Here is a 20,291-nt window from a genome sequence, read left to right on the forward strand (position 1 = left end):
GGGATAACATGAGTTTTATAAAAAAGATTGATGAAAGTGCAAATTATATTTTATCTAAAATAGATTTAAAACCTCAAATTGGTATAATACTTGGTTCGGGATTAGGTGATTTAGCTGAACAAGTAGAAGAGGCTGTAGCTATTGACTATAAAGATATACCTAATTTTCCAACTTCAACTGTGGCTGGACATAAGGGTAGATTGATTATTGGGAAATTAGAGGGTAAAAGAGTTGTTGCTATGCAGGGAAGATTTCATTTTTATGAAGGTTATTCACTAGAAGAAGTTACATTTCCAATAAGAGTTATGAAAGCTATAGGAGTAGAAATTATTATAGTTACAAATGCAGCAGGGGGAGTGAATAGAAACTTTGAACCTGGAGATTTAATGATTATTAGGGACCATATAAATTTCACAGGGAAAAATCCATTGCTTGGCAAAAACTATGATGAATTAGGACCAAGATTTTTAGATATGACAAATGCTTATGATAAAGAATTGATAGATATTGCAAAAAAATCAGCAAATAATATTGGAGTAAGTTTAAGAGAAGGTACTTATATGTGGTTTACTGGACCAACTTATGAGACACCAGCTGAAATAAAGTTGGCAGAAGTTGTTGGTGCAGGAGCTGTAGGCATGTCTACAGTACCAGAGGTAATTGTGGCAAGGCATGGAGGAATAAAGGTTTTAGGTATTTCTTGTATTACTAATATGGCAGCTGGAATATTAGACAAGCCACTAAATCATGAAGAAGTTATGGAGACTTCTGAAAGAGTTAAAGAAACATTTCAAAAATTGGTTAAAGAAATAGTAAAAAACATATACTAGGGGTGGTTATATGGCAATGAGAATGTATGATATCATAAAGAAAAAAAGAGATGGTGGCGAACTTTCAACAGAAGAAATCAATTTTTTTGTTGAAAATTATACAAATGGGAATATACCTGATTATCAGGTTGCTTCACTTTTAATGGCTATTTATTTCAACAAAATGAATAAAAGAGAAACATTAGATTTAACAAAAGCTATGATTAATTCTGGAGAAATTGTAGATTTATCAAATATAAAAGGTATTAAAGTAGACAAACATAGTACTGGTGGAGTAGGAGATAAAACTACAATTGCATTAGGACCTATGATCGCCGCTTGTGGTGTGCCTTTTGTCAAAATGTCAGGAAGAGGATTAGGGCATACTGGTGGAACATTGGATAAATTGGAATCAATTAAAGACTTTAAAGTTGAATTGTCAAGAGAAGAATTTGTAAAAAATGCTAATGACATAAATATAGCTATTTGTAGTCAAACTGCTAATATTACACCCGCAGATAAAAAATTATATTCTCTTAGAGATGTAACTGCTACAGTAGAAAATATTTCTCTGATTGCGGGTAGTATCATGAGTAAAAAGTTAGCCATTGGTTCAGATGCAATAGTTCTTGATGTAAAAGTTGGAAGTGGTGCTTTTATGAAAGATTTAGATCATGGACTTTTACTTGCAAAAGAAATGGTTGATATAGGTACGGGTTTTGGCAGAGAAACAGTTGCTTTAGTTACAAATATGGATGAACCTTTAGGATATGCAGTTGGGAATTCATTAGAAGTAAAAGAAGCAATAGATACGCTTAAAGGGAAAGGACCTAAAGACTTCTATGAACTTTGTTTGGCAATAGGTTCAAAATTATTAGTCCTTGCTAAAAAATGTTCAGATGAAGTGGAAGCAAGAGAGCTACTAATGGAAGTTGTGAATTCTGGGAAGGCTTATTCTAAGTTGTTAGAACTTGTTAGATATCAACATGGGGATACCGATTATATTGAAAATCCTGAGCTTTTACCTAAAGCTAATTATGTTGTTGAAGTTAGAAGTGATATGGATGGTTATATAAAGTCTATGAATGCAGAGGATATTGGAAAATGTGCACTTATTTTAGGTGCTGGTAGAGAAACTAAAGAATCACAAATAGATTTATCGGCTGGTATAGTTTTAAATAAAAAAGTTGATGAAAAGGTTGAAAAAGGCGATGTACTTGCATATGTGCATGGAAATGATATGGGAAAAATTGAGGAAGTAGAAAAAAACATAAGGAATATAATACAAATTGGAGAAAAAAATGCTGAGACTAAGAAATTAATTTATGCAGAAGTAAATAAGGATAAAACAGAGCTTTTTTAAAAAAATATTTTATCCCATATATTAGTGTTTTAAATTTCTTAATTAAAAATCAATTTATTACCTAAATTTTATAGATTTCGAATAAGTTCATATTTAATGGTTAATATAAGATTAAATATGAGAGATAAGGAGGTAATAAATTGATTTTTTTTCACAAAAATAGGAAATATCTTTCTGCTTTTTTAGGGATGTTGATTTTATTGTCTTCAATAAATATTTCATTTGCAGAATCTATTTTTGAAATAAATGGGAAGGCTGCAATACTTATTGACTATAATTCTGGGAATATTATATATGAGAAAAATTCTCATGAGAAACTTCCCCCAGCTAGTATTACTAAAATAATGGTTTTACTAATAGCAATGGAATCTTTAGAAAAAGGGATTATAAATTTAAACGATGAAGTTGTTATAAGTTCTAATGCAGCTGGGATGGGAGGTAGTCAAGTTTATTTAGAAGAAGGGGAAATACAAACTATTGAAAATTTACTTAAAGCAATTTGTCTAAGATCTGCAAATGATGCTAGTGTTGCTCTTGCTGAACATATATCAGGAAGTGAAGAATTATTTGTAAAAAAAATGAATGAACATGCAAAAGAACTGGGAATGAATAATACAAATTTCGTGAATGTAACAGGATTGCCAAATGAAGACCATTATACAACAGCATATGATATTGGAATAATGAGTAAAGAACTTCTAAAATACCCCAAAATACATGATTGGTTGAATCTGTGGATGAGTGAAATTAAAGTTGGAAAGAATAAAGATGTTGTTCAAAGTCTTGTAAATACTAATAGATTAATAAGAGATTATGAAGGTGCTAATGGAATCAAGACAGGTTCAACTTCTGAAGCTGGTTTTTGTCTTTCTGCCTCAGCTAAAAGAGGCAATTTACAGTTGATAGCTGTAATATTGGGATGTGAGACGTCTAAAATAAGATTTAACGAAACAAAAAAATTATTAGATTATGGTTTTGCCAACTATGATTCTATTATTGCTGGAAGAAAAAATGATTTGATGGGAAAAGTTTTAGTTGAAAAAGGTAGTAGTGAGGAAGTAGAAGCAGTTTTGGAAAGGGATGCATATATTTTATTGCCAAAAGGTTCTGAAGGAAGTTTAGAAAAAGAAATTATATTGTCAGAATCTATTTTGGCACCTGTTGCTAATCATGGGAAATTAGGTGAATTGATAATAAAATTTAACGGAAAAGAAATAGATAGGATAAATATAGTCTCAAAAAATTCTGTAGATAAAGCGAATTTTAAGGATATGTTAAAAAAGGTATTTAAAAATCTATTAGAAAAATAATAAATACTTTTATATGAAAGCTAGATATATTTGTATTTTTCAAAAATAAATTATAAAATATATCTAGCTTAATTTTGAAAGAGAGGGTTGGACATGCTATATGATAAATTAATTTCCCTTCCAGGACTTTTTATTGCTATTATTTTTCATGAAGTAGCTCATGGATATACTGCTTATAGATTAGGAGACCCTACTGCAAAAGAAGCAGGTAGACTTACATTAAATCCACTTAAACATATAGATATTGTTGGATTTATATGTATGCTTGTATTTAGATTTGGCTGGGCTAAACCAGTTCCCATTAACCCAAATTATTTTAAAAACAGAAAAAGAGATACAATATTGGTGTCTTTGGCAGGGCCTTCAACTAATTTTGTAGTTGCTACAATATCTGCTTTAATTATTTCTATGGGATTTATAAAAAATGATATAGTTATGGAAAGCTTAGTGATTACTTTGTGGTATAATGTAATGTTGGGAGTTTTTAATTTGTTGCCTTTTCCCCCACTAGATGGTTCAAAAATTGTAGCTAGTTTACTTCCAGTTAAATATGAATATATGTTTTATAAATATGAAAAGTATTTATATTTAGTACTAGTTGCTTTGATAATTACAAATACCATTGATAAGATATTAGGACCGTTAATAAATATGAGTTTAAAGTTACTTTTGAAAATTGTAAGTTAGGAGTATAAATATGGAATATAAAATAGTACTTAATGCTTTTGAAGGGCCATTGGATTTATTGCTGCATCTTATAGAAAGAGCAAAAGTAGATATATATGATATTCCTATTAGTGAAATAACTAATCAGTATATGGGGTATTTAAGTCAAATGAATGAATTAGATCTGGGAATAGCAAGTGAATTTTTAGTTATGGCTTCAACTTTGTTAGAAATCAAATCAAAGATGCTATTGCCGTCAAAAGTTGATAATAGTACCGATCAATTAGAAATGGAAGAAATAGATCCAAGAGTAGATTTGGTGAAAAAATTGGTCGAATATAAAAAATATAAAAAAATTGCTGAAGAACTTAAAATTCATGAAGAAATACAAAATAAAGTTTTTTATAAACCTAGGGAAGATATGAGCTATTATGCAGAAGAAGAACTAGACTTAGAAGAAATGAATTTAGAGCAGTTGGTAGATGTATTGAATAATGTATTGAGAAAAAGGGAAAAGAAAAATAAAACAATTGACATAGATGAAATCGAGAGAGATGAAATTACTATTGAAGAGTCTATTGACAATTTGAAAAATTTACTTGAAAGTAAGCACAAAATTAAGTTTAGCCAATTGTTTGATGATGCAGCCACTCGTTCAGATATAATAGTAACTTTTTTGTCTATATTAGAATTAGCAAAACAAAAGTATATATTAATTAGACAATATAAGAATTTTGATGATATTATTTTGATTAAAAAGTAAATAGAAGAGGTGCTAGAGTATGGATGAAAAAGAGATGAAATCTATAATTGAAGCCTTACTTTTCATATGGGGAGACCCTCTTTCGTTAAAAGATATTTCTAATATAATTGAGTTGGATGATAAAGAAACACAAAAATTATTGCAAGAAATGATGGATAAATTTAACTTTGAGAGAAGAGGTATAAGAATAATTCAAATTGATGATAGTTATCAATTGTCAACTCGTCCAGAACATTTTGAATGGATAAAAAAATTATATAATCCAAAATCAAGTAAAAATTTGTCAAATGCGGCATTAGAAACCTTATCTATAATTGCCTATAGACAGCCTATAACAAAGAGCGAAATAGAAATAATAAGGGGTGTCAGATGTGATAAGGCAATAGATACTCTTTTAGAAAAGGGGCTAATAGAAGAACAAGGAAGACTAGAAAAAACTGGCAGGCCGATATTATATGGAACTACTACAGAATTTTTAAAGTATTTTGGTTTAAAAAATTTAGATGATTTACCGCCTTTAGAAAAACTTGATGTTGATATAGAAGAGGAAAAATAGTACATTTATTTGTATTATTTTTCTTTTTTTATGGGGACAATATTTATAGCCTTAAAATAAATGAGGTGAACTTATGAAATGGATACTGCTCTTTATTTTGATTATACTCCTATTTATGCCTATACATATACATATTTCAATAAAGTGGAATGGAAAATTTAATATTAAAATTAGCTTAGTAATTTTATTTGGACTTATAAAATATAAATTTGATACTGCTAAAATAAAATCCCAATATGAAGGGAAGTTTTCAGAAAAATATAAAGAACACAAAGATAAAAAAATATTTGATATGATTAAAAAAATTAAGAAGTATTATTCAAACAATAAAAAATGGATAAATTGTTTTTTGAGAAAGGCTAAAATTAAAAAAATATATTGGTTAACTAGCTTTGGATTGGGAGATGCAGCTTTGACTGGGATTAGTACTGGTATATTATGGTCAGTTAAGAATTGGGTATTGGGGATTATTACTAACAACAAAAAGGTAAAAGAAATATATGTAAATATTTTCCCGAATTTCAACTCTGACAATATAGAAAGTCAATTTAGTTGTATAATTAGCTGGAATTTTGTTTATATTATTATTGTGAGTTTATATCTACTTATTATGAAAATTAAAGGTGGTGAAAAAAATGCCAACACATCCTATTCAAGGACTTATGGAAACAACAATGAGTAGTTTAAAGGATATGGTAGATGTAAATATTATAGTCGGTGATCCAGTTCAATCTCCGGATGGCTCAGTTATTATACCTGTATCAAAGGTTTCTTTTGGATTTGCTTCTGGAGGGACTGAATTTAATACTTTAGGTAAAAAGTGTAGAAAAGAAGACAATACAGAAGAAGAAAAGTTGCCTTTTGGAGGGGGCACTGGTGCTGGAGTGACAGTTAATCCTGTAGCATTTATGATTGTAGGAAACAATCAGATGAAGCTTATGCCAGTAGATGAAGGTAGCAATGCATTAAATAATTTATTTGATTTAATGGGGAAATTAATCACTAATTTAACTAGTAAAGATAATCAAAGCGATAATGAGATTAATGTTGATATGAGTGATATAAAATAGTTAAGAAGCAGAAATTTTCTGCTTCTATTATTTGTATTGTAATGGAGGGAAAATGGTGATTAAAAAAGTTATTGCAATAGTGTTAATCCTAGTATTTATAAGCTCCTATTCTTTTGCTACTGTTCCTGAGATAAAAGCCGAGAGTGCAATACTTATGGATGCGAAATCTGGAAGAATTCTTTATTCATTTAATCCTCATGAAAAATTACCCATGGCTAGTACAACAAAGATAATGACAGCACTTATAGCTATAGAAGAAGGTGATATGGAGGATATAGTAGAAATTGGTAAGGAGTCAGTGGGAATTGAAGGTTCAAGTATTTATCTTTATGAAAATGAAAAAATTAGTCTAAAAGATCTTTTGTATGGATTGATGTTGAGGTCTGGGAATGATGCCTCTGTAGCAATAGGAAATTATATAGGAGGAGATTTAAAAAAATTTATAAATATGATGAATGATAAAGCAAAAGATATTGGAGCCATTAATACAAGCTTTGTCAATCCAAATGGCTTAGATGCAGAAAATCACTATACTACTGCTTATGACTTAGCGTTAATTACCAGAGAAGCATTAAAGCATGAAAAATTCAAAGAAATAGTTAAAACCAAGATCTATATTGCGAATAGAGATAAGAACAATTATTTCTATAATAAAAATAAAACTCTTTGGCAATATGAAGGTGGAGATGGAGTGAAAATAGGATATACAAAGAGATCTGGCAGATGTCTGGTTTCTAGTGCTACAAGAGAAGGTATGCAAATTATTGCGATAGTGTTAAATGACGGAGATTGGTTTAATGATTGCTATAAAATGCTTGATTATGGATTTGAAAATTATTCTTCACATATTATCTATGATATTGGCCAATTTGTAAGTAATGTAAAAGTAATAAATGGAGAATTGGATTTTTTACCTGTAGTTGTAGATGACTTATGTGTTTTGCCTTTAAAGGAAAATGAAAAAGAAAAAATAAAAATATCTACAAAATTACCTGATGAAATACAAGCACCAATAAAAATTGGCGATAAAATAGGGAAAATATCGGTATATTTAGATGGGGAGCTCTTATATACTAGCAATTTAATTTCTAAATATGAAGTAAAGGAAATCAGCTATTTTAAGAGAATTTTGAAGAGTCTAAAGAATTAGGCTCTTTTATTTTTTATCTTAAAACAGGAACATATTTTTTGAAAAATAATATTTTATTATTAAGTGGCAAAAGAGGGGGAAAGTTTATGACAGATATATTTAAGTGCACAGATGCAGGAAGTGAATATTGTCCATGTGAACTGGCGGGTACTCTTAATTGCATATCTTGTTCATTACTTCAAGGAAAGGATACCTGCGACTGTGGCTGGAATGGAGTATGCATATTAAATGAATACTATATGAGTAATAAAAAAATAAAAGAGGGTAGAAAAACTTATAATGCACAAAAAGTATATTGCAAAGATATGGGGAACAATTCTTTTATTTTAAAAATTGAAGTTCAAGATGAATTGGTAAAAGAATTAAAAAGGCCAGGTTCATATGTATTTATTCGACCTGAAGATAAGAAAACTTATTTTGATGTACCAATGTCTATTTTAGATGTTGAAGATGACAAGTTTATTTATATTGCTTATCAAAATACAGGTTGTAAGACAAAATCGTTAAACAATGTAGATAGATTTTTAATTAGAGGACCTTATTGGAACGGGGTAATAGGAACTGTAAATTTCAATAAATTAATTAATACTAATTGCCTAGTCATATCAAAAGGTATTGGACAGTCATCTATAGTTTTGCCAATTAAAACTATGAAAAAAAATGGCAATAATATAGTACTTTTTTTAGATAAAGGAAAGTTAAATAGAACATATATTTTTGATTTTATTGATAAAGAAGATGTGGAATTATATCAAGGTCATATATTTGAGAGTAAGAATAGAATTAGAAGAATAATTGAAGAAGAAAATATTGAATTAATATTTAGTGCAGGTTCAGATTTAGTTCATAAATTTATTTATGAACTAATAAAAGAATTCAATACAGATATTAAATTTGTAACTACAAATAACAATAGATTTTGCTGTGGGGAAGGCGTTTGCGGGGCTTGTATCAATAGAGCTAAAAGTGGGTATAAAGTTAGAATGTGCAAAGCACAAGTAAATCCTAAAATATTTTATATTTAGAGGTGATATGGTGAAAAATGTTGTTATAATAGGTGGAGGATGGGCAGGATGTGCTGCTAGTATTACTGCTAAAAAAGCAGGTGCAAATGTAATATTGATAGAGAGAACTGATATGCTACTGGGTTTAGGAAATGTTGGAGGTATAATGAGAAATAATGGACGATTTACGGCAGCAGAGGAAAATATAAATTTAGGAGCATATGAATTATTTGAAATAACCGACAGATTTTCCAGACATGTGAATATAAATTTTCCTGGACATGAACATGCAAGTCTTTATGATGTAACTAAAATAGAGCCAGAAGTTAAAAAGTTGCTTAATGATTTAGATATTGAAATAATGACGAAAAAAAGAGCAGTAGATGTTATAATGGATATAAATAAAATAAAAGGAATAGTTCTTGACGATGAAAGTGTAGTTTATGGAGATGTATTTATTGAAACTACTGGTTCAACAGGACCTATGGGGAATTGCTTAAAGTATGGCAATGGATGTTCAATGTGTATATTGAGATGTCCGACTTTTGGTCCGAGAATAAGTATTAGTCAAAAGGCAGGAATAAGAGATTTAATGGGACAAAAAGATGATGGTACTTATGGTGCTTTTAGCGGTTCTTGTAAGTTAAATAAAGATTCTTTAAGTGAGGAAATAAGAACGGAATTAAATGAAAAAGGTGTAGTGATCTTACCAGTTCCTAAAGAAAACGTAAATATGGATAAACTATCAAAGAAAGTTTGTCAGCAATATGCTTTAAAGGAATATGCAGAAAACATTATATTATTGGATACTGGTCATGCAAAGATGATGACATCTTTTTATCCATTGGATGAATTAAGAAAAATAAAAGGGCTAGAAAATGCTAGATACGAAGACCCCTATTCTGGGGGCATAGGGAATTCTGTAAGATATTTATCTATGGCACCAAGGGGAAATACGATGAAAGTTAAAGGAATTGATAATCTTTTTTGTGGGGGAGAAAAAGCAGGATTATTTGTAGGGCATACAGAAGCGATCACTACTGGAAGTTTGGCAGGACACAATAGTGTAAGATTGATTAAAGGGGAAAAACTTTTAGAATTACCTAGGACTTTAGCAGTTGGAGATATTATTGCACATGCAAATGAAATGCTTGAAACAAAAGAGGGGATTAGAAGAAGATATACATTTGCAGGTAGCAATTATTTCGAACGAATGAAAACTTTGAAATTGTATACAACTGATAAAGATGCGATAAAAGAAAGGGTAAAAAATACGGCTCTCTATATGATATATGATAAAAATATTATGTAAACCAAAGTTTAAATAGGAGGAATTTTATGAGGTTACAAAAATACATGGCTCTTTGTGGAGTGGCTTCAAGGAGAAAATCAGAAAAAATGATACAGGAAGGAAAAGTGAAAGTAAATGGAAAAGTTGTCAATGAATTAGGTACAACGGTTGATCCTAATAGAGATATAGTAGCTGTTGATAATAAAAAAATTAAATTAGAGAAAAAGAAGATATATATTATGCTCAATAAACCAGTTGGATATGTGACTACAGTGAAAGATGAATATAATCGCAAGAAAGTAATTGATTTAATAGACGGAATTGATGAGCGGATATATCCTATTGGAAGGCTTGATTATGATACTTCTGGTTTGTTGTTTTTAACTAATGATGGAGAATTGACTTATAAATTGACTCATCCAAGTTTTGAGATAGAAAAGGTATACATTGCTAAAATTCAAGGTATACCTAATCATGTAGAGCTTAACAATTTTAGAAATGGTTTAAAAATAGATGATTATATTACTTCAAAGTCTGAGATAAATATTCTTAAAAAATATGCAGATAGCTCTATTGTTGAGATAAAAATTCACGAGGGCAAAAATAGACAAGTTAGAAAAATGTGCGATAAAATAAATCATCCTGTTATTGAATTGAAAAGAGTAAGTATTGCTAATATTAAATTGGGGACACTAAAAGAGGGCGAATGGAGATATCTTAAAGACAATGAAATAGAATATTTGAAAAAACTTTAAACTTCAGAATTTTTTCTGAAGTTTAAAGTTTTTGTTATAATCTTCTTTTACCCTTTTAATACGAAAGTTATTTTATTATAATATAGTTGACTAGTAAATATTAGTGTCTAATTTTGTATCAATATGAAATATGAAATTTTGGAGTGGAAGAAATGAGTTATAAGTATTTTATGAATGCTTTAGAAATAGCTAGAAGTATAATGAATAAGATCATTTCTTTTGGTGATACTGTGATTGATTGTACTGTAGGAAATGGAAATGACACATTGTATTTAGCGAAACTTGTAGGTTCTAAAGGTAAGGTTTATGGATTTGACATACAAAATAAAGCTTTGAGTTTGACTCAAGAGAAACTAACAAGAGAAGGCTTAAATGACAGGGTTAAACTCATCCATGATGGGCATGAAAAACTTTTCAAGTACATAGATGAAGAAGTAAAATTTGCAATTTTTAATTTAGGTTATCTTCCAGGAGGAGACCATAGTATTGTCACTAGGCCAGATACCACAATTCTAGGAATTCAAAACTGTATAAAAATTCTATCTAAAAATGGAATTATACTTATTATATGCTATACTGGACATGAAGGAGGATTAGAGGAAAAGAATGAATTAGAAAAATATTTTTCTGTTATAAATCAAAAAGAATGCAATGTTTTAAAGTTTCAATTTATCAATCAAATAAATAGTCCGCCAGTTTTATACGGCATAGAAAAATTATAACTATTAGGAGGGATTAAATTGGCAGGTGTTAAAATAACAGAAACCGTGTTAAGAGATGCTCACCAATCATTAATTGCAACAAGAATGAGGACAGAGGATATGTTGCCTATTGCTGAAAAATTAGACAATGTAGGGTATTACTCATTGGAAGTGTGGGGTGGGGCAACTTTTGATTCGTGTTTGAGATTTTTAAATGAGGATCCATGGGAAAGACTAAGAGTACTCAGAAAGGCATTTAAAAATACTAAACTTCAAATGCTTCTAAGAGGTCAAAACTTATTAGGATATAAACATTATGCCGATGATGTAGTAGAGGAATTTGTTAATAAATCTATTGAAAATGGCATTGATATAATTAGGATATTTGATGCTTTAAACGATCCAAGAAACTTAAAAACTGCAATTAAAGCTACAAAAAAAGCAGGAGGTCATGCACAAGCTGCAATTTCATATACAGTAAGTCCAGTTCATAATATAGATTATTATGTAAAATTAGCTAAGGAGTTAGAAAATATGGGAGCTGATTCTATATGCATAAAAGACATGTCAGGGATATTGTTGCCTTATACTGCAGAAGAATTGGTAAAGAAAGTAAAAAAAGCAGTAAAAGTACCTATTCAAATTCATTCGCACTTTACTAGTGGAATAGCTAATCAAACTTACATGAAAGCTATAGAAGCTGGAGCAGATATTATAGATACTGCAATTTCTCCTTTGGGAATGGGGACTAGCCAGCCAGCTACAGAACCAATGGTGGCTTCACTAAAAGGTTCTCCTTATGATCCAGGCCTAGATATGGATTTGCTATTAGAAATTTCTGATTACTTTAAAGGATTAAGAGATAAATATGTTAAAGAAGGTTTATTAAATCCAAAGGTATTAGAAGTTAATGCTAAAACGTTAAAATATCAGGTGCCAGGAGGAATGCTATCTAATCTAGTATCTCAATTGCAAAGTCAAGGTGCTTTAGATAAATTTGATGAAGTCTTAGAAGAAGTTCCAAAAGTTAGAGAGGACTTAGGTTATCCACCATTAGTTACTCCAATGAGTCAAATGGTAGGTACTCAAGCTGTATTTAATGTGGTTCTAGGTGAAAGATACAAAATGGTACCTACAGAAGTTAAAAATTATGTAAAAGGTTTGTATGGAAAACCAACAGTTCCTATAAATGAAGAAATAAAGAAGAAGATTATTGGAGATGAAGAAGTATTTACTGGTCGTCCAGCAGATTTATTAGAACCTGAATTAGACAGTTTAAGGGAAGATATAAAGGAATACATGGAGCAAGAAGAAGATGTTTTGTCGTATGCACTATTCCCACAAGTAGCAATAGATTATTTTAAGTATAGACAAGCAGAAAAATATAAAATTGACACAAATTTGTTAAATCAAGAATATAAGACTTATCCAGTTTAAACAAAAGCCCCTTAGGGGCTTTTGTTTTGGAGAAAATATATGAAATTAGCATATATGAAATAAAACTTGCAAATTTTTATAAAATGATAAGAAAATGAAATAAATCTTGCAATATTAAAATTAATTTGATATTATTTAATTAGAAAAATTAAATAAGGGGGAAAAAACAGTGCCTGAACAGAATTCTAAAGTGCTACATATTAATAAAAGTTGGTGTAAAGGCTGTGGAATTTGTGTAGCATTTTGCCCAAAAAATGTTTTGGAACTAAAGAATGGCAAGGTAAATATTAAAGATTTAGATGCATGTATTAAATGTGGTCAATGCGAAATGAGATGTCCTGATTATGCTATTTATCTAGGAGGTAAATAATAATGACTGAAAGAGTTATAAAACTTATGCAAGGTAATGAAGCATGTGTAGAAGGTGCCTTAACTGCAGGAATGAGGTTTTATGCTGGATATCCTATTACGCCATCAACAGAAATTGCAGAAATTTCAGCAGCTGAACTTCCTAAAGTTGGAGGTAAATTCGTGCAAATGGAAGATGAAATTGCAAGTATGGGTGCAATAATAGGTGCTTCTTTGGCTGGTTTAAAATCCATGACAGCAACTAGTGGTCCTGGATTTTCCCTAAAGCAAGAGAATATTGGTTATGCTTCTATTACAGAAGTTCCATGTGTTATAGTAGATGTTCAAAGAGGAGGACCAAGTACTGGACTTCCAACATCACCAGCGCAAGGAGATGTTATGCAAACTAGATGGGGTACTCATGGAGATCACCCAATCATAGTTTTATGTCCATCATCTGTAAGAGAAACTTTTGATATTACAATAAGAGCTTTTAATTTAGCAGAAAAATATAGAACTCCAGTAATATTAATGATGGATGAAGTAATTGCTCACATGAGGGAAAAAGTGGAATTGCCAAATGATAATGAAATTGAAATAATAAATAGAAAGAAGCCAGAAATTGGTCTAGAGAAATACAATCCCTATGAAGTTAAAGAAGGAGAATTGGTGCCACCAATGGCTGCTTTTGGAGATGGATATCGTTTCCATGTAACTGGGTTAGTACACGATCAAAGTGGATTTCCTAAAACCAATCCAGAAATTGCAGAAAATTTGATAAAAAGACTTAATGATAAGATAACAAACAATGTTGATGATATAGTTACATATGAAGAATATAAATTAGATGATGCGGAAATAGCTATTGTAGCTTATGGAGGAACAGCAAGATCTGTAAAGAGTGCAGTTAATGCTGCAAGGAATGAAAATATAAAAGTGGGAATGTTTAGACCTATAACAATATGGCCATTTCCTCAAAAACAAGTTGAAGAATTAGCTAAGAAAGTTAAAAAAATAATTGTAGTTGAAATGAATTTAGGACAATATTATTTAGAAGTGGATAGAATAGCGGGAAAATATACTGAAGTTTATAAATATGGTAGAGTTAATGGAGAGCTAATAACTCCTGAAGAAATTTTATCTAAAATTAAGGAGGTTTAAAAATTGGCTAATGAATTGGTAGAAAAGTATTTTAGAACAAATTGTTTGCCTCATATTTGGTGTCCAGGCTGTGGGAATGGGATTGTAACACGTTCTATAGTTAAGGCCATAGATAATTTAGGTTTAGAAAAAGACAAAGTTTGTATTGTATCTGGTATTGGATGTTCTTCAAGAGCATCAGGATATTTGGATTTTAATACAATACACACAACTCATGGTAGGGCTCTTGCTTTTGCTACAGGTATAAAAATGGCAAAACCAGAATTAAATGTTATAGTTATTACTGGTGATGGAGATTGTTCTGCTATAGGTGGAAATCATTTAATTCATGCTGCTAGGAGAAATATAGATATAACTACAGTAGTTTATAATAACAACATATATGGAATGACAGGAGGCCAATATTCACCAACTACACCTACTGGAGACAAAGGAACTACTGCTCCATATGGAAATATTGACAGCAATTTTGATCTTTGCAATTTGGCTAAGGCGGCAGGGTCAACTTATGTAGGTAGAGGAACTGTATATAATCCAAATTTAATAATTAAGCTCATAGAAGAAGGAATAAAGAATAAAGGATTTTCATTTGTTGAAACATTGACAATATGTCCAACTTATTATGGTAGAAAGAATAAAAAAGGTGAGGCTGTGGATATGATGCAATATTTAAAGGACAGTTCAATTAACATAGCGGCAGCTGAAAAGATGAGTAAAGATGAACTTAATGGGAAAATATTAGTTGGTGAGTTGTATAAAGATACTAGGCCTGAATATACAGAAGAATATCAAAGACTAATTGATTATTTTTAAAGGAGAGATATTATGGGTCAACAAGAATTTAGATTAAGTGGATCTGGTGGACAAGGGCTTATTTTAGCTGGTATAATTTTAGCCGAAGCAGCACTTTTAGACGGGAAAAATGTAGTACAATCTCAATCTTACGGACCTGAAGCAAGAGGTGGGGCGAGCAAGGCTGAAGTAATTATTAGTGGGAATGAAATTAATTATCCAAAAGTAAGACATTGTGATGTATTATTGGCACTTACACAAGTAGCATATGATAAATATATAGATTTTTTAAGAGAGGGTGGAACCTTGATATTGGATAGCTCTGTAGAAAATAAGTCTAATAGAAAAGATATAAAAGCTTACAGTGTTCCAATATTAAAAACAGCTAAAGAAAATTTGAAGAAGCCAATGGTTGCAAATATTGTGGCTTTAGGAAGTATTTATGAGCTTACTAAAATAGTAAATAAGGATTCTTTAGAAAAAGCTGTTTTAAATAGGGTACCTCGCGGAACTGAAGAATTAAATAAAAAAGCATTAGAAGAAGGTTTCAATCTAATCAAAAACCATAAGGAAGAGTGTTATGAAGGAAAATGCTGATTTAATCAAGTTGATTCAATTGAATTTCTCTAAGTTGAGTAAAAGTCAAAAATTGATAGCAGAATATATAATGGCTAATTATGATAAAGCTGCCTTTATGACAGCAGCAAAGCTTGGAGAAGTAGTTGGAGTAAGTGAATCAACGGTAGTTAGATTTGCAAATACGTTAGGATATGATGGATATAGAGATTTACAAAGTGATTTACATGAATTGGTTAAGAATAAATTAACAACAGTACAAAGAATATCTTTAACAAATGATTATACAAATAAAGAAAATCTTTCAAAAAAAGTTTTTAAAAAGGATATAGCAAATATCAGTAAAACTTTTGATGAATTAGACTATGACAATTTTGAGAAAGCAGTTGAAACTATTCTAAATGGAGAATGTGTATATGTATTAGGACTTAGAAGTTCATCATTTTTAGCAGGTTATTTAGGATTTTATTTAAATTTCATTTTAAATAATGTCAAAGTTGTAACAGCAGGGCCTAGTGATGTATTTGAACAATTGCTAAAAGTAAATCCTAATGATGTAGTCATTGGAATTAGCTATCCTAGATATTCTAGTAGAACTTTAGATGCATTAAATTATGTAAAAGATAAAGGTTGTAAAGTAATAGGTATAACTGATAGCGTACTTTCGCCTGCAGCACAAATTTCCGATATAACTTTGATAGCCAATAGCAATATGGTTTCTTTTGTTGATTCATTAGTGGCGCCAATGAGTCTAATAAATTCTCTTATAATTGCTATAGGCATGGAAAAACGTGAAGATATAACTAATTACTTTGAAGACTTAGAAAATATATGGAAAGAATATAGCATATATAATATAAACAATAAGGATAAAAACAATTGATAGAAAAAAGGCTTCCGATGGGAGCCTTTTTTTGAAACTTTTTTTGAAAGTTTCAAAATGGATATCATAACAAATCTTATCATAATTGATATACATTTAAAAACAAAAAACTTTTAAATGTATTATAATATTTATATAATATATGAAAAAAGAAAGGAGATTAAATATGCAAAAATTGTATTTAGTAAGACATGGAGAGTCGGAATGGAATAACTTAAAAAGAATTCAAGGACAAAAAGATATATGTTTAACTCTAAAAGGCAAAAAACAAGCTGAAAAAATTGCAAATAGATTAGTTTTTGAAGAAATAGATATAATATATTCAAGCGATTTAAAAAGAGCTAGTGAAACAGCTAATATAATTGGAGAAAAATTAAATCTTAAAGTAACACCATCTGAGGCTTTTAGAGAAATACAATTTGGTTCTTGGGAAGGCCTTAGCATAGAAGAATTAACAGAAAAAAATTCTAAAGAGCATTTTATATGGATAAATGAGCCTCATAATTTTAAAATGGATGGTGCTGAAACTTTGTATGAAGTGCAGAATAGGGCAATGAATAAAATTGATAGTATATTAAAATCTAATCCAGATAAAAATATTCTAGTTGTTTCTCATGGTGCGACAATAAAAACTATTATTTTAGGATGTGTAGGTATGGATATTAAATATTATAATAAAATGACTATTGGCAACACTAGTTTAAGTATGATAGAGTTTCGCGATCACAATAATGTGATAAAATTGTTGAATGATACTTGTCACTTAAAGGAGGACAAATATGAGTAATATAGCAGTAATTGGAGGGGGACCTGCTGGAATAATAGCAGCAGGATTTGCTGGTTCTCGTGGAAAAAAAGTAAAGCTTTTTGATAAAAACAACAAAATAGGCAAGAAACTTTATATAACAGGTAAAGGACGATGCAATATAACTAATAGTGCTCCCATAGAAGATTTTTTTGACAATGTGATGACTAACAATGAATTTTTGTATAGTGCATTTTATAGCTTCACCAATCAAGATATTTTAAATCTTTTAAATAGTTATGGATTAAAAACTAAAGTTGAAAGAGGCAATAGAGTTTTCCCAATAACAGATAAATCTAGCGATGTTATTTCTACTATGAGAAAATTTTTAATATCAAATAGTGTAGAAATTGTTCTAAATAAAGAAGTGATAGATATCGTATATGAAAGTAATGTTTTTACATTGATATTTAGAGATGGTTCAAAGGAAAAATTTGAGAAAATAATTATAGCTACAGGGGGAAAGTCCTATCCTACAACTGGCTCTACAGGAGACGGATATAAGTTTGCCCAAAAATTAGGGCATACAATAGTTGCTCCAAAACCAGCACTGGTACCTATTGAAGTTGAAGAGACTTGGATTAAACAACTACAAGGAATGACTTTAAAAAATGTGCTTCTTTCTGCATATGTGAATAATAAAAAAATTCATGAAGAATTTGGTGAAATGTTATTTACTCATTTTGGAATTTCTGGCCCCATAGTTTTAAGTATGAGTAATATAATCAATAAATATCAAAAACGAAACATAAAATTGTTTATAGATTTAAAACCGGCACTATCAGAGAAAAAGTTAGATGATAGAATACTTAGAGATTTTGATAAATATAATAACAAGACAATTAAGAATGGTTTAAAAGAATTGTTGCCTCTCAATTTAATACCTGTTGTATTGAAACTTTCTGATATAGATGAAGATAAGGTTATAAATCAGATTACGAAAGAAGAAAGACTAAGGCTTGTAAAAGTTTTTAAGAATATTGAATTGAAATTTAAAAAATTTAGACCTATAGAAGAAGCTATTGTTACTTCTGGAGGTGTTTCAACTTTTGAAATTAACCCATCTACTATGGAATCCAAAATTGTAGAAGGTCTATATTTTGCAGGAGAAGTAATAGATGTAGATGCATTGACTGGAGGGTTTAATCTCCAAATTGCATACTCAACAGGCTATTTAGCCGGGGTCAATTGTTAGCTTCAAAGTAATGTCATTTATACATTATTTTCATAACTATTACATAAAATAATAAATAAATAAATGATATTATTTGGAGGTAGCTATGAACAATTTGTTCAATAAAATTGAATCCATAATTTTTACATTGTCAATTATAAGCTTGCTAACATTGGTTTGTATACAGTTTATAAATGTTAAAGATGAAAATATTATGAGTACTGCAGGGTATAATAGTGAAATCAAATTTTTGCCATTGAATGATAAGCAGTTTGATAAGGGTATTGTCGTTCTTAGTCTCATTGATAAAGAGTATAGACAAACTGAAATATTAGTAAATGGCGAACCAATAGATGATTTTTCAGAAAATGATGAGCTTAAAATACAAGTATATGAAAATGATTTAATTGAAATTGATGGAACAAAATATACAAACAATGTAAGATTGAAAGTGGTTGGAGTTAGTAGTAATATTGAATATCCAAAGCTAGATACTATAATTTCAACATCTCAAAGTATAGAAATTTTAGGCAAAGTAAGGCTAAAATAGCTTGAGTGATTTTGTTTTTTAATATATAATTAAAAAGGATAGTGATAACTTGAACACAGTTGCTATAAGAGGTGCAATTACTGTAAATGAAAATAATAGTGAAGATATAATCGATAGCACTATTGAATTAATAAAAGAGATTGAAAAAAGAAATAAGATAGACCCAAATAGTGTTATAAGTATTTTATTTTCCACTACAAAAGATTTAAATGCAGAATATCCTGCAAAGGCTGCTAGATTGATGGGATATACCAAAGCTGCATTAATGTGTTTCAATGAAATGGAAGTTGTGAGAAGTTTAAAAAAATGCATTAGAGTGATGATATTATGTAATTCTAATATGGAACAAAATCAAGTAAGTCATGTTTATTTGCGTGATGCTAGTATTTTAAGACCTGATTTAAAATAATACAAAGCATCAAAACCACCATTAGGTGGTTGTAGTTTTGCATAAGGAGGATTTGCTATGAATAGAAGCATTTCTATAGCTATAGATGGACCCGCTGGAGCAGGGAAAAGTACAATTGCAAAAATTGTAGCAAGTAGATTAGGGATAGATTATATAGATACAGGAGCAATGTATAGGGCTTTTACTTATAAATTGTTGTGCAAAAATATTAATTTTAATGATAAAAGAGCTGTTTTAAAAGAATTAGATAGTACTTTAATAGATTTTAGAGAAAATCATATTTATTTAGATGGTAAAATTGTAGACAAGCAGATAAGAGATAATATAATTAATCAAAATGTTTCATATATAGCTAAAATCAAAGAAATAAGAGATGGAATGGTTAGAATACAAAGGAATATTGCACAAGACAAAAGTATTGTAATGGATGGAAGAGATATAGGAACTGTAGTATTGCCGAATGCAGATTACAAATTTTTCATAGTTGCTTCCATCGAAGAACGAGCTAGGCGAAGATATAAGGATCTACTAGAAAAGGGTGAAACGACTATAACATTAGAGCAAGTCAAGGAAGAATTAGAAAAAAGAGATAATATTGATAGTACACGAGAAATAGCTCCCTTAATTAAAGCTGAAGATGCTATAAAAGTAGATACTACAAATCAAACAATAGAAGAGAGTGTAGATACGATTTTAAAAATAATTGAAGGGAGGTAGA

24 protein-coding genes are annotated in these 20,291 nt (G+C 29.9%); all 24 read left to right on the forward strand.

What is annotated here, in order from left to right; all coding sequences use genetic code 11:
• Positions 1-8: 8 nt before the first annotated feature.
• The 24 genes from ACFWUA_RS10310 to cmk all read left to right on the forward strand — a co-directional run bounded on the left by ACFWUA_RS10310 (position 9) and on the right by cmk (position 20,290).
• Positions 9-830, forward strand: a complete 822-nt coding sequence (locus ACFWUA_RS10310) for a purine-nucleoside phosphorylase (RefSeq protein ID WP_416197935.1) — start codon at positions 9-11, stop codon at positions 828-830.
• 16 nt (positions 831-846) lie between these two features.
• Positions 847-2,172, forward strand: coding sequence for a pyrimidine-nucleoside phosphorylase (locus ACFWUA_RS10315; protein ID WP_416199200.1), 1,326 nt, complete (start codon positions 847-849; stop codon positions 2,170-2,172).
• Positions 2,173-2,312: 140 nt separating this feature from the next.
• The gene (locus ACFWUA_RS10320) at positions 2,313-3,482 is read left to right on the forward strand and encodes a D-alanyl-D-alanine carboxypeptidase family protein (protein ID WP_416197936.1); all 1,170 of its coding nucleotides are present in this window, start codon (positions 2,313-2,315) and stop codon (positions 3,480-3,482) included.
• 93 nt (positions 3,483-3,575) lie between these two features.
• Positions 3,576-4,169: a site-2 protease family protein gene (locus ACFWUA_RS10325; RefSeq protein ID WP_416197937.1), complete on the forward strand. Its 594-nt coding sequence runs from the start codon at positions 3,576-3,578 to the stop codon at positions 4,167-4,169.
• A gap of 10 nt (positions 4,170-4,179) precedes the next feature.
• On the forward strand, positions 4,180-4,911 hold the full coding sequence (locus tag ACFWUA_RS10330) for a segregation and condensation protein A (RefSeq protein WP_416197938.1): 732 nt from the start codon (positions 4,180-4,182) through the stop codon (positions 4,909-4,911).
• A 19-nt stretch (positions 4,912-4,930) separates the two neighbouring features.
• Positions 4,931-5,467 carry an SMC-Scp complex subunit ScpB gene (scpB, locus tag ACFWUA_RS10335; RefSeq protein WP_416197939.1) on the forward strand — a complete coding sequence of 179 codons (537 nt, stop codon included), beginning with the start codon at positions 4,931-4,933 and terminating at the stop codon, positions 5,465-5,467.
• Positions 5,468-5,540: 73 nt separating this feature from the next.
• A complete protein-coding gene (locus ACFWUA_RS10340) occupies positions 5,541-6,149 on the forward strand; it encodes a DUF2953 domain-containing protein (protein ID WP_416197940.1) in 609 nt (202 codons plus the stop codon).
• Positions 6,103-6,537: a GerW family sporulation protein gene (gene ytfJ / locus ACFWUA_RS10345; protein ID WP_416197941.1), complete on the forward strand. Its 435-nt coding sequence runs from the start codon at positions 6,103-6,105 to the stop codon at positions 6,535-6,537. The genes ACFWUA_RS10340 and ytfJ overlap by 47 nt, the downstream gene beginning before the upstream one ends.
• 52 nt (positions 6,538-6,589) lie before the next feature.
• Positions 6,590-7,687: a D-alanyl-D-alanine carboxypeptidase family protein gene (locus ACFWUA_RS10350; protein WP_416197942.1), complete on the forward strand. Its 1,098-nt coding sequence runs from the start codon at positions 6,590-6,592 to the stop codon at positions 7,685-7,687.
• A gap of 86 nt (positions 7,688-7,773) precedes the next feature.
• Positions 7,774-8,712: a sulfide/dihydroorotate dehydrogenase-like FAD/NAD-binding protein gene (locus ACFWUA_RS10355; protein WP_416197943.1), complete on the forward strand. Its 939-nt coding sequence runs from the start codon at positions 7,774-7,776 to the stop codon at positions 8,710-8,712.
• Between the two features lie 7 nt (positions 8,713-8,719).
• Positions 8,720-10,003 carry an FAD-dependent oxidoreductase gene (locus ACFWUA_RS10360; RefSeq protein WP_416197944.1) on the forward strand — a complete coding sequence of 428 codons (1,284 nt, stop codon included), beginning with the start codon at positions 8,720-8,722 and terminating at the stop codon, positions 10,001-10,003.
• A 26-nt stretch (positions 10,004-10,029) separates the two neighbouring features.
• Complete coding sequence (locus ACFWUA_RS10365) at positions 10,030-10,737, forward strand: pseudouridine synthase (RefSeq protein ID WP_416197945.1); 708 nt, start codon at positions 10,030-10,032, stop codon at positions 10,735-10,737.
• A 152-nt stretch (positions 10,738-10,889) separates the two neighbouring features.
• Positions 10,890-11,459: a class I SAM-dependent methyltransferase gene (locus tag ACFWUA_RS10370; RefSeq protein ID WP_416197946.1), complete on the forward strand. Its 570-nt coding sequence runs from the start codon at positions 10,890-10,892 to the stop codon at positions 11,457-11,459.
• Positions 11,460-11,477: 18 nt separating this feature from the next.
• A complete protein-coding gene (locus tag ACFWUA_RS10375; RefSeq protein ID WP_416197947.1) occupies positions 11,478-12,875 on the forward strand; it encodes an oxaloacetate decarboxylase subunit alpha in 1,398 nt (465 codons plus the stop codon).
• A gap of 169 nt (positions 12,876-13,044) precedes the next feature.
• A complete protein-coding gene (locus ACFWUA_RS10380; protein ID WP_416197948.1) occupies positions 13,045-13,245 on the forward strand; it encodes a 4Fe-4S dicluster domain-containing protein in 201 nt (66 codons plus the stop codon).
• A gap of 2 nt (positions 13,246-13,247) precedes the next feature.
• Positions 13,248-14,384, forward strand: coding sequence for a 2-oxoacid:acceptor oxidoreductase subunit alpha (locus ACFWUA_RS10385; protein WP_416197949.1), 1,137 nt, complete (start codon positions 13,248-13,250; stop codon positions 14,382-14,384).
• Between the two features lie 3 nt (positions 14,385-14,387).
• Complete coding sequence (locus ACFWUA_RS10390; protein ID WP_416197950.1) at positions 14,388-15,197, forward strand: 2-oxoacid:ferredoxin oxidoreductase subunit beta; 810 nt, start codon at positions 14,388-14,390, stop codon at positions 15,195-15,197.
• A gap of 12 nt (positions 15,198-15,209) precedes the next feature.
• Positions 15,210-15,773: a 2-oxoacid:acceptor oxidoreductase family protein gene (locus ACFWUA_RS10395; protein ID WP_416197951.1), complete on the forward strand. Its 564-nt coding sequence runs from the start codon at positions 15,210-15,212 to the stop codon at positions 15,771-15,773.
• Positions 15,757-16,635: a MurR/RpiR family transcriptional regulator gene (locus ACFWUA_RS10400; RefSeq protein WP_416197952.1), complete on the forward strand. Its 879-nt coding sequence runs from the start codon at positions 15,757-15,759 to the stop codon at positions 16,633-16,635. Before ACFWUA_RS10395 ends, ACFWUA_RS10400 begins: the two co-directional genes overlap by 17 nt.
• A 166-nt stretch (positions 16,636-16,801) precedes the next feature.
• On the forward strand, positions 16,802-17,422 hold the full coding sequence (locus ACFWUA_RS10405; RefSeq protein WP_416197953.1) for a histidine phosphatase family protein: 621 nt from the start codon (positions 16,802-16,804) through the stop codon (positions 17,420-17,422).
• Entirely contained in the window at positions 17,415-18,635 is a 1,221-nt protein-coding gene (locus tag ACFWUA_RS10410) for an NAD(P)/FAD-dependent oxidoreductase (RefSeq protein WP_416197954.1), read from the forward strand. The genes ACFWUA_RS10405 and ACFWUA_RS10410 overlap by 8 nt, the downstream gene beginning before the upstream one ends.
• An 85-nt stretch (positions 18,636-18,720) precedes the next feature.
• A complete protein-coding gene (locus tag ACFWUA_RS10415) occupies positions 18,721-19,164 on the forward strand; it encodes a hypothetical protein (RefSeq protein ID WP_416197955.1) in 444 nt (147 codons plus the stop codon).
• A gap of 49 nt (positions 19,165-19,213) precedes the next feature.
• Positions 19,214-19,573: a chorismate mutase gene (gene aroH / locus ACFWUA_RS10420; protein WP_416197956.1), complete on the forward strand. Its 360-nt coding sequence runs from the start codon at positions 19,214-19,216 to the stop codon at positions 19,571-19,573.
• Positions 19,574-19,630: 57 nt separating this feature from the next.
• Positions 19,631-20,290, forward strand: coding sequence for a (d)CMP kinase (cmk, locus tag ACFWUA_RS10425; RefSeq protein ID WP_416197957.1), 660 nt, complete (start codon positions 19,631-19,633; stop codon positions 20,288-20,290).
• The last annotated feature ends 1 nt before the right edge of the window (position 20,291 follow it).

Origin of the sequence: Sporanaerobacter sp. (assembly GCF_047830725.1) — a bacterium.
In the GTDB taxonomy this organism is placed as follows: Bacteria; Bacillota; Clostridia; order Tissierellales; family Sporanaerobacteraceae; genus Sporanaerobacter.

What these genes read in the sequence shown, in the direction of transcription:
- ACFWUA_RS10355 (WP_416197943.1), top strand. Translation starts at nt 7,774, where the DNA reads ATGACAGATATATTTAAGTGCACAGATGCAGGAAGTGAATATTGTCCA.
- ACFWUA_RS10405 (WP_416197953.1), top strand. Translation starts at nt 16,802, where the DNA reads ATGCAAAAATTGTATTTAGTAAGACATGGAGAGTCGGAATGGAATAAC.
- ACFWUA_RS10365 (WP_416197945.1), top strand. Translation starts at nt 10,030, where the DNA reads ATGAGGTTACAAAAATACATGGCTCTTTGTGGAGTGGCTTCAAGGAGA.
- ACFWUA_RS10385 (WP_416197949.1), top strand. Translation starts at nt 13,248, where the DNA reads ATGACTGAAAGAGTTATAAAACTTATGCAAGGTAATGAAGCATGTGTA.
- ACFWUA_RS10415 (WP_416197955.1), top strand. Translation starts at nt 18,721, where the DNA reads ATGAACAATTTGTTCAATAAAATTGAATCCATAATTTTTACATTGTCA.
- ACFWUA_RS10350 (WP_416197942.1), top strand. Translation starts at nt 6,590, where the DNA reads ATGGTGATTAAAAAAGTTATTGCAATAGTGTTAATCCTAGTATTTATA.
- ACFWUA_RS10410 (WP_416197954.1), top strand. Translation starts at nt 17,415, where the DNA reads ATGAGTAATATAGCAGTAATTGGAGGGGGACCTGCTGGAATAATAGCA.
- ACFWUA_RS10360 (WP_416197944.1), top strand. Translation starts at nt 8,720, where the DNA reads ATGGTGAAAAATGTTGTTATAATAGGTGGAGGATGGGCAGGATGTGCT.
- ytfJ (WP_416197941.1), top strand. Translation starts at nt 6,103, where the DNA reads ATGCCAACACATCCTATTCAAGGACTTATGGAAACAACAATGAGTAGT.
- ACFWUA_RS10325 (WP_416197937.1), top strand. Translation starts at nt 3,576, where the DNA reads ATGCTATATGATAAATTAATTTCCCTTCCAGGACTTTTTATTGCTATT.
- ACFWUA_RS10330 (WP_416197938.1), top strand. Translation starts at nt 4,180, where the DNA reads ATGGAATATAAAATAGTACTTAATGCTTTTGAAGGGCCATTGGATTTA.
- ACFWUA_RS10370 (WP_416197946.1), top strand. Translation starts at nt 10,890, where the DNA reads ATGAGTTATAAGTATTTTATGAATGCTTTAGAAATAGCTAGAAGTATA.
- ACFWUA_RS10310 (WP_416197935.1), top strand. Translation starts at nt 9, where the DNA reads ATGAGTTTTATAAAAAAGATTGATGAAAGTGCAAATTATATTTTATCT.
- ACFWUA_RS10340 (WP_416197940.1), top strand. Translation starts at nt 5,541, where the DNA reads ATGAAATGGATACTGCTCTTTATTTTGATTATACTCCTATTTATGCCT.
- scpB (WP_416197939.1), top strand. Translation starts at nt 4,931, where the DNA reads ATGGATGAAAAAGAGATGAAATCTATAATTGAAGCCTTACTTTTCATA.
- cmk (WP_416197957.1), top strand. Translation starts at nt 19,631, where the DNA reads ATGAATAGAAGCATTTCTATAGCTATAGATGGACCCGCTGGAGCAGGG.
- ACFWUA_RS10315 (WP_416199200.1), top strand. Translation starts at nt 847, where the DNA reads ATGAGAATGTATGATATCATAAAGAAAAAAAGAGATGGTGGCGAACTT.
- ACFWUA_RS10400 (WP_416197952.1), top strand. Translation starts at nt 15,757, where the DNA reads ATGAAGGAAAATGCTGATTTAATCAAGTTGATTCAATTGAATTTCTCT.
- ACFWUA_RS10395 (WP_416197951.1), top strand. Translation starts at nt 15,210, where the DNA reads ATGGGTCAACAAGAATTTAGATTAAGTGGATCTGGTGGACAAGGGCTT.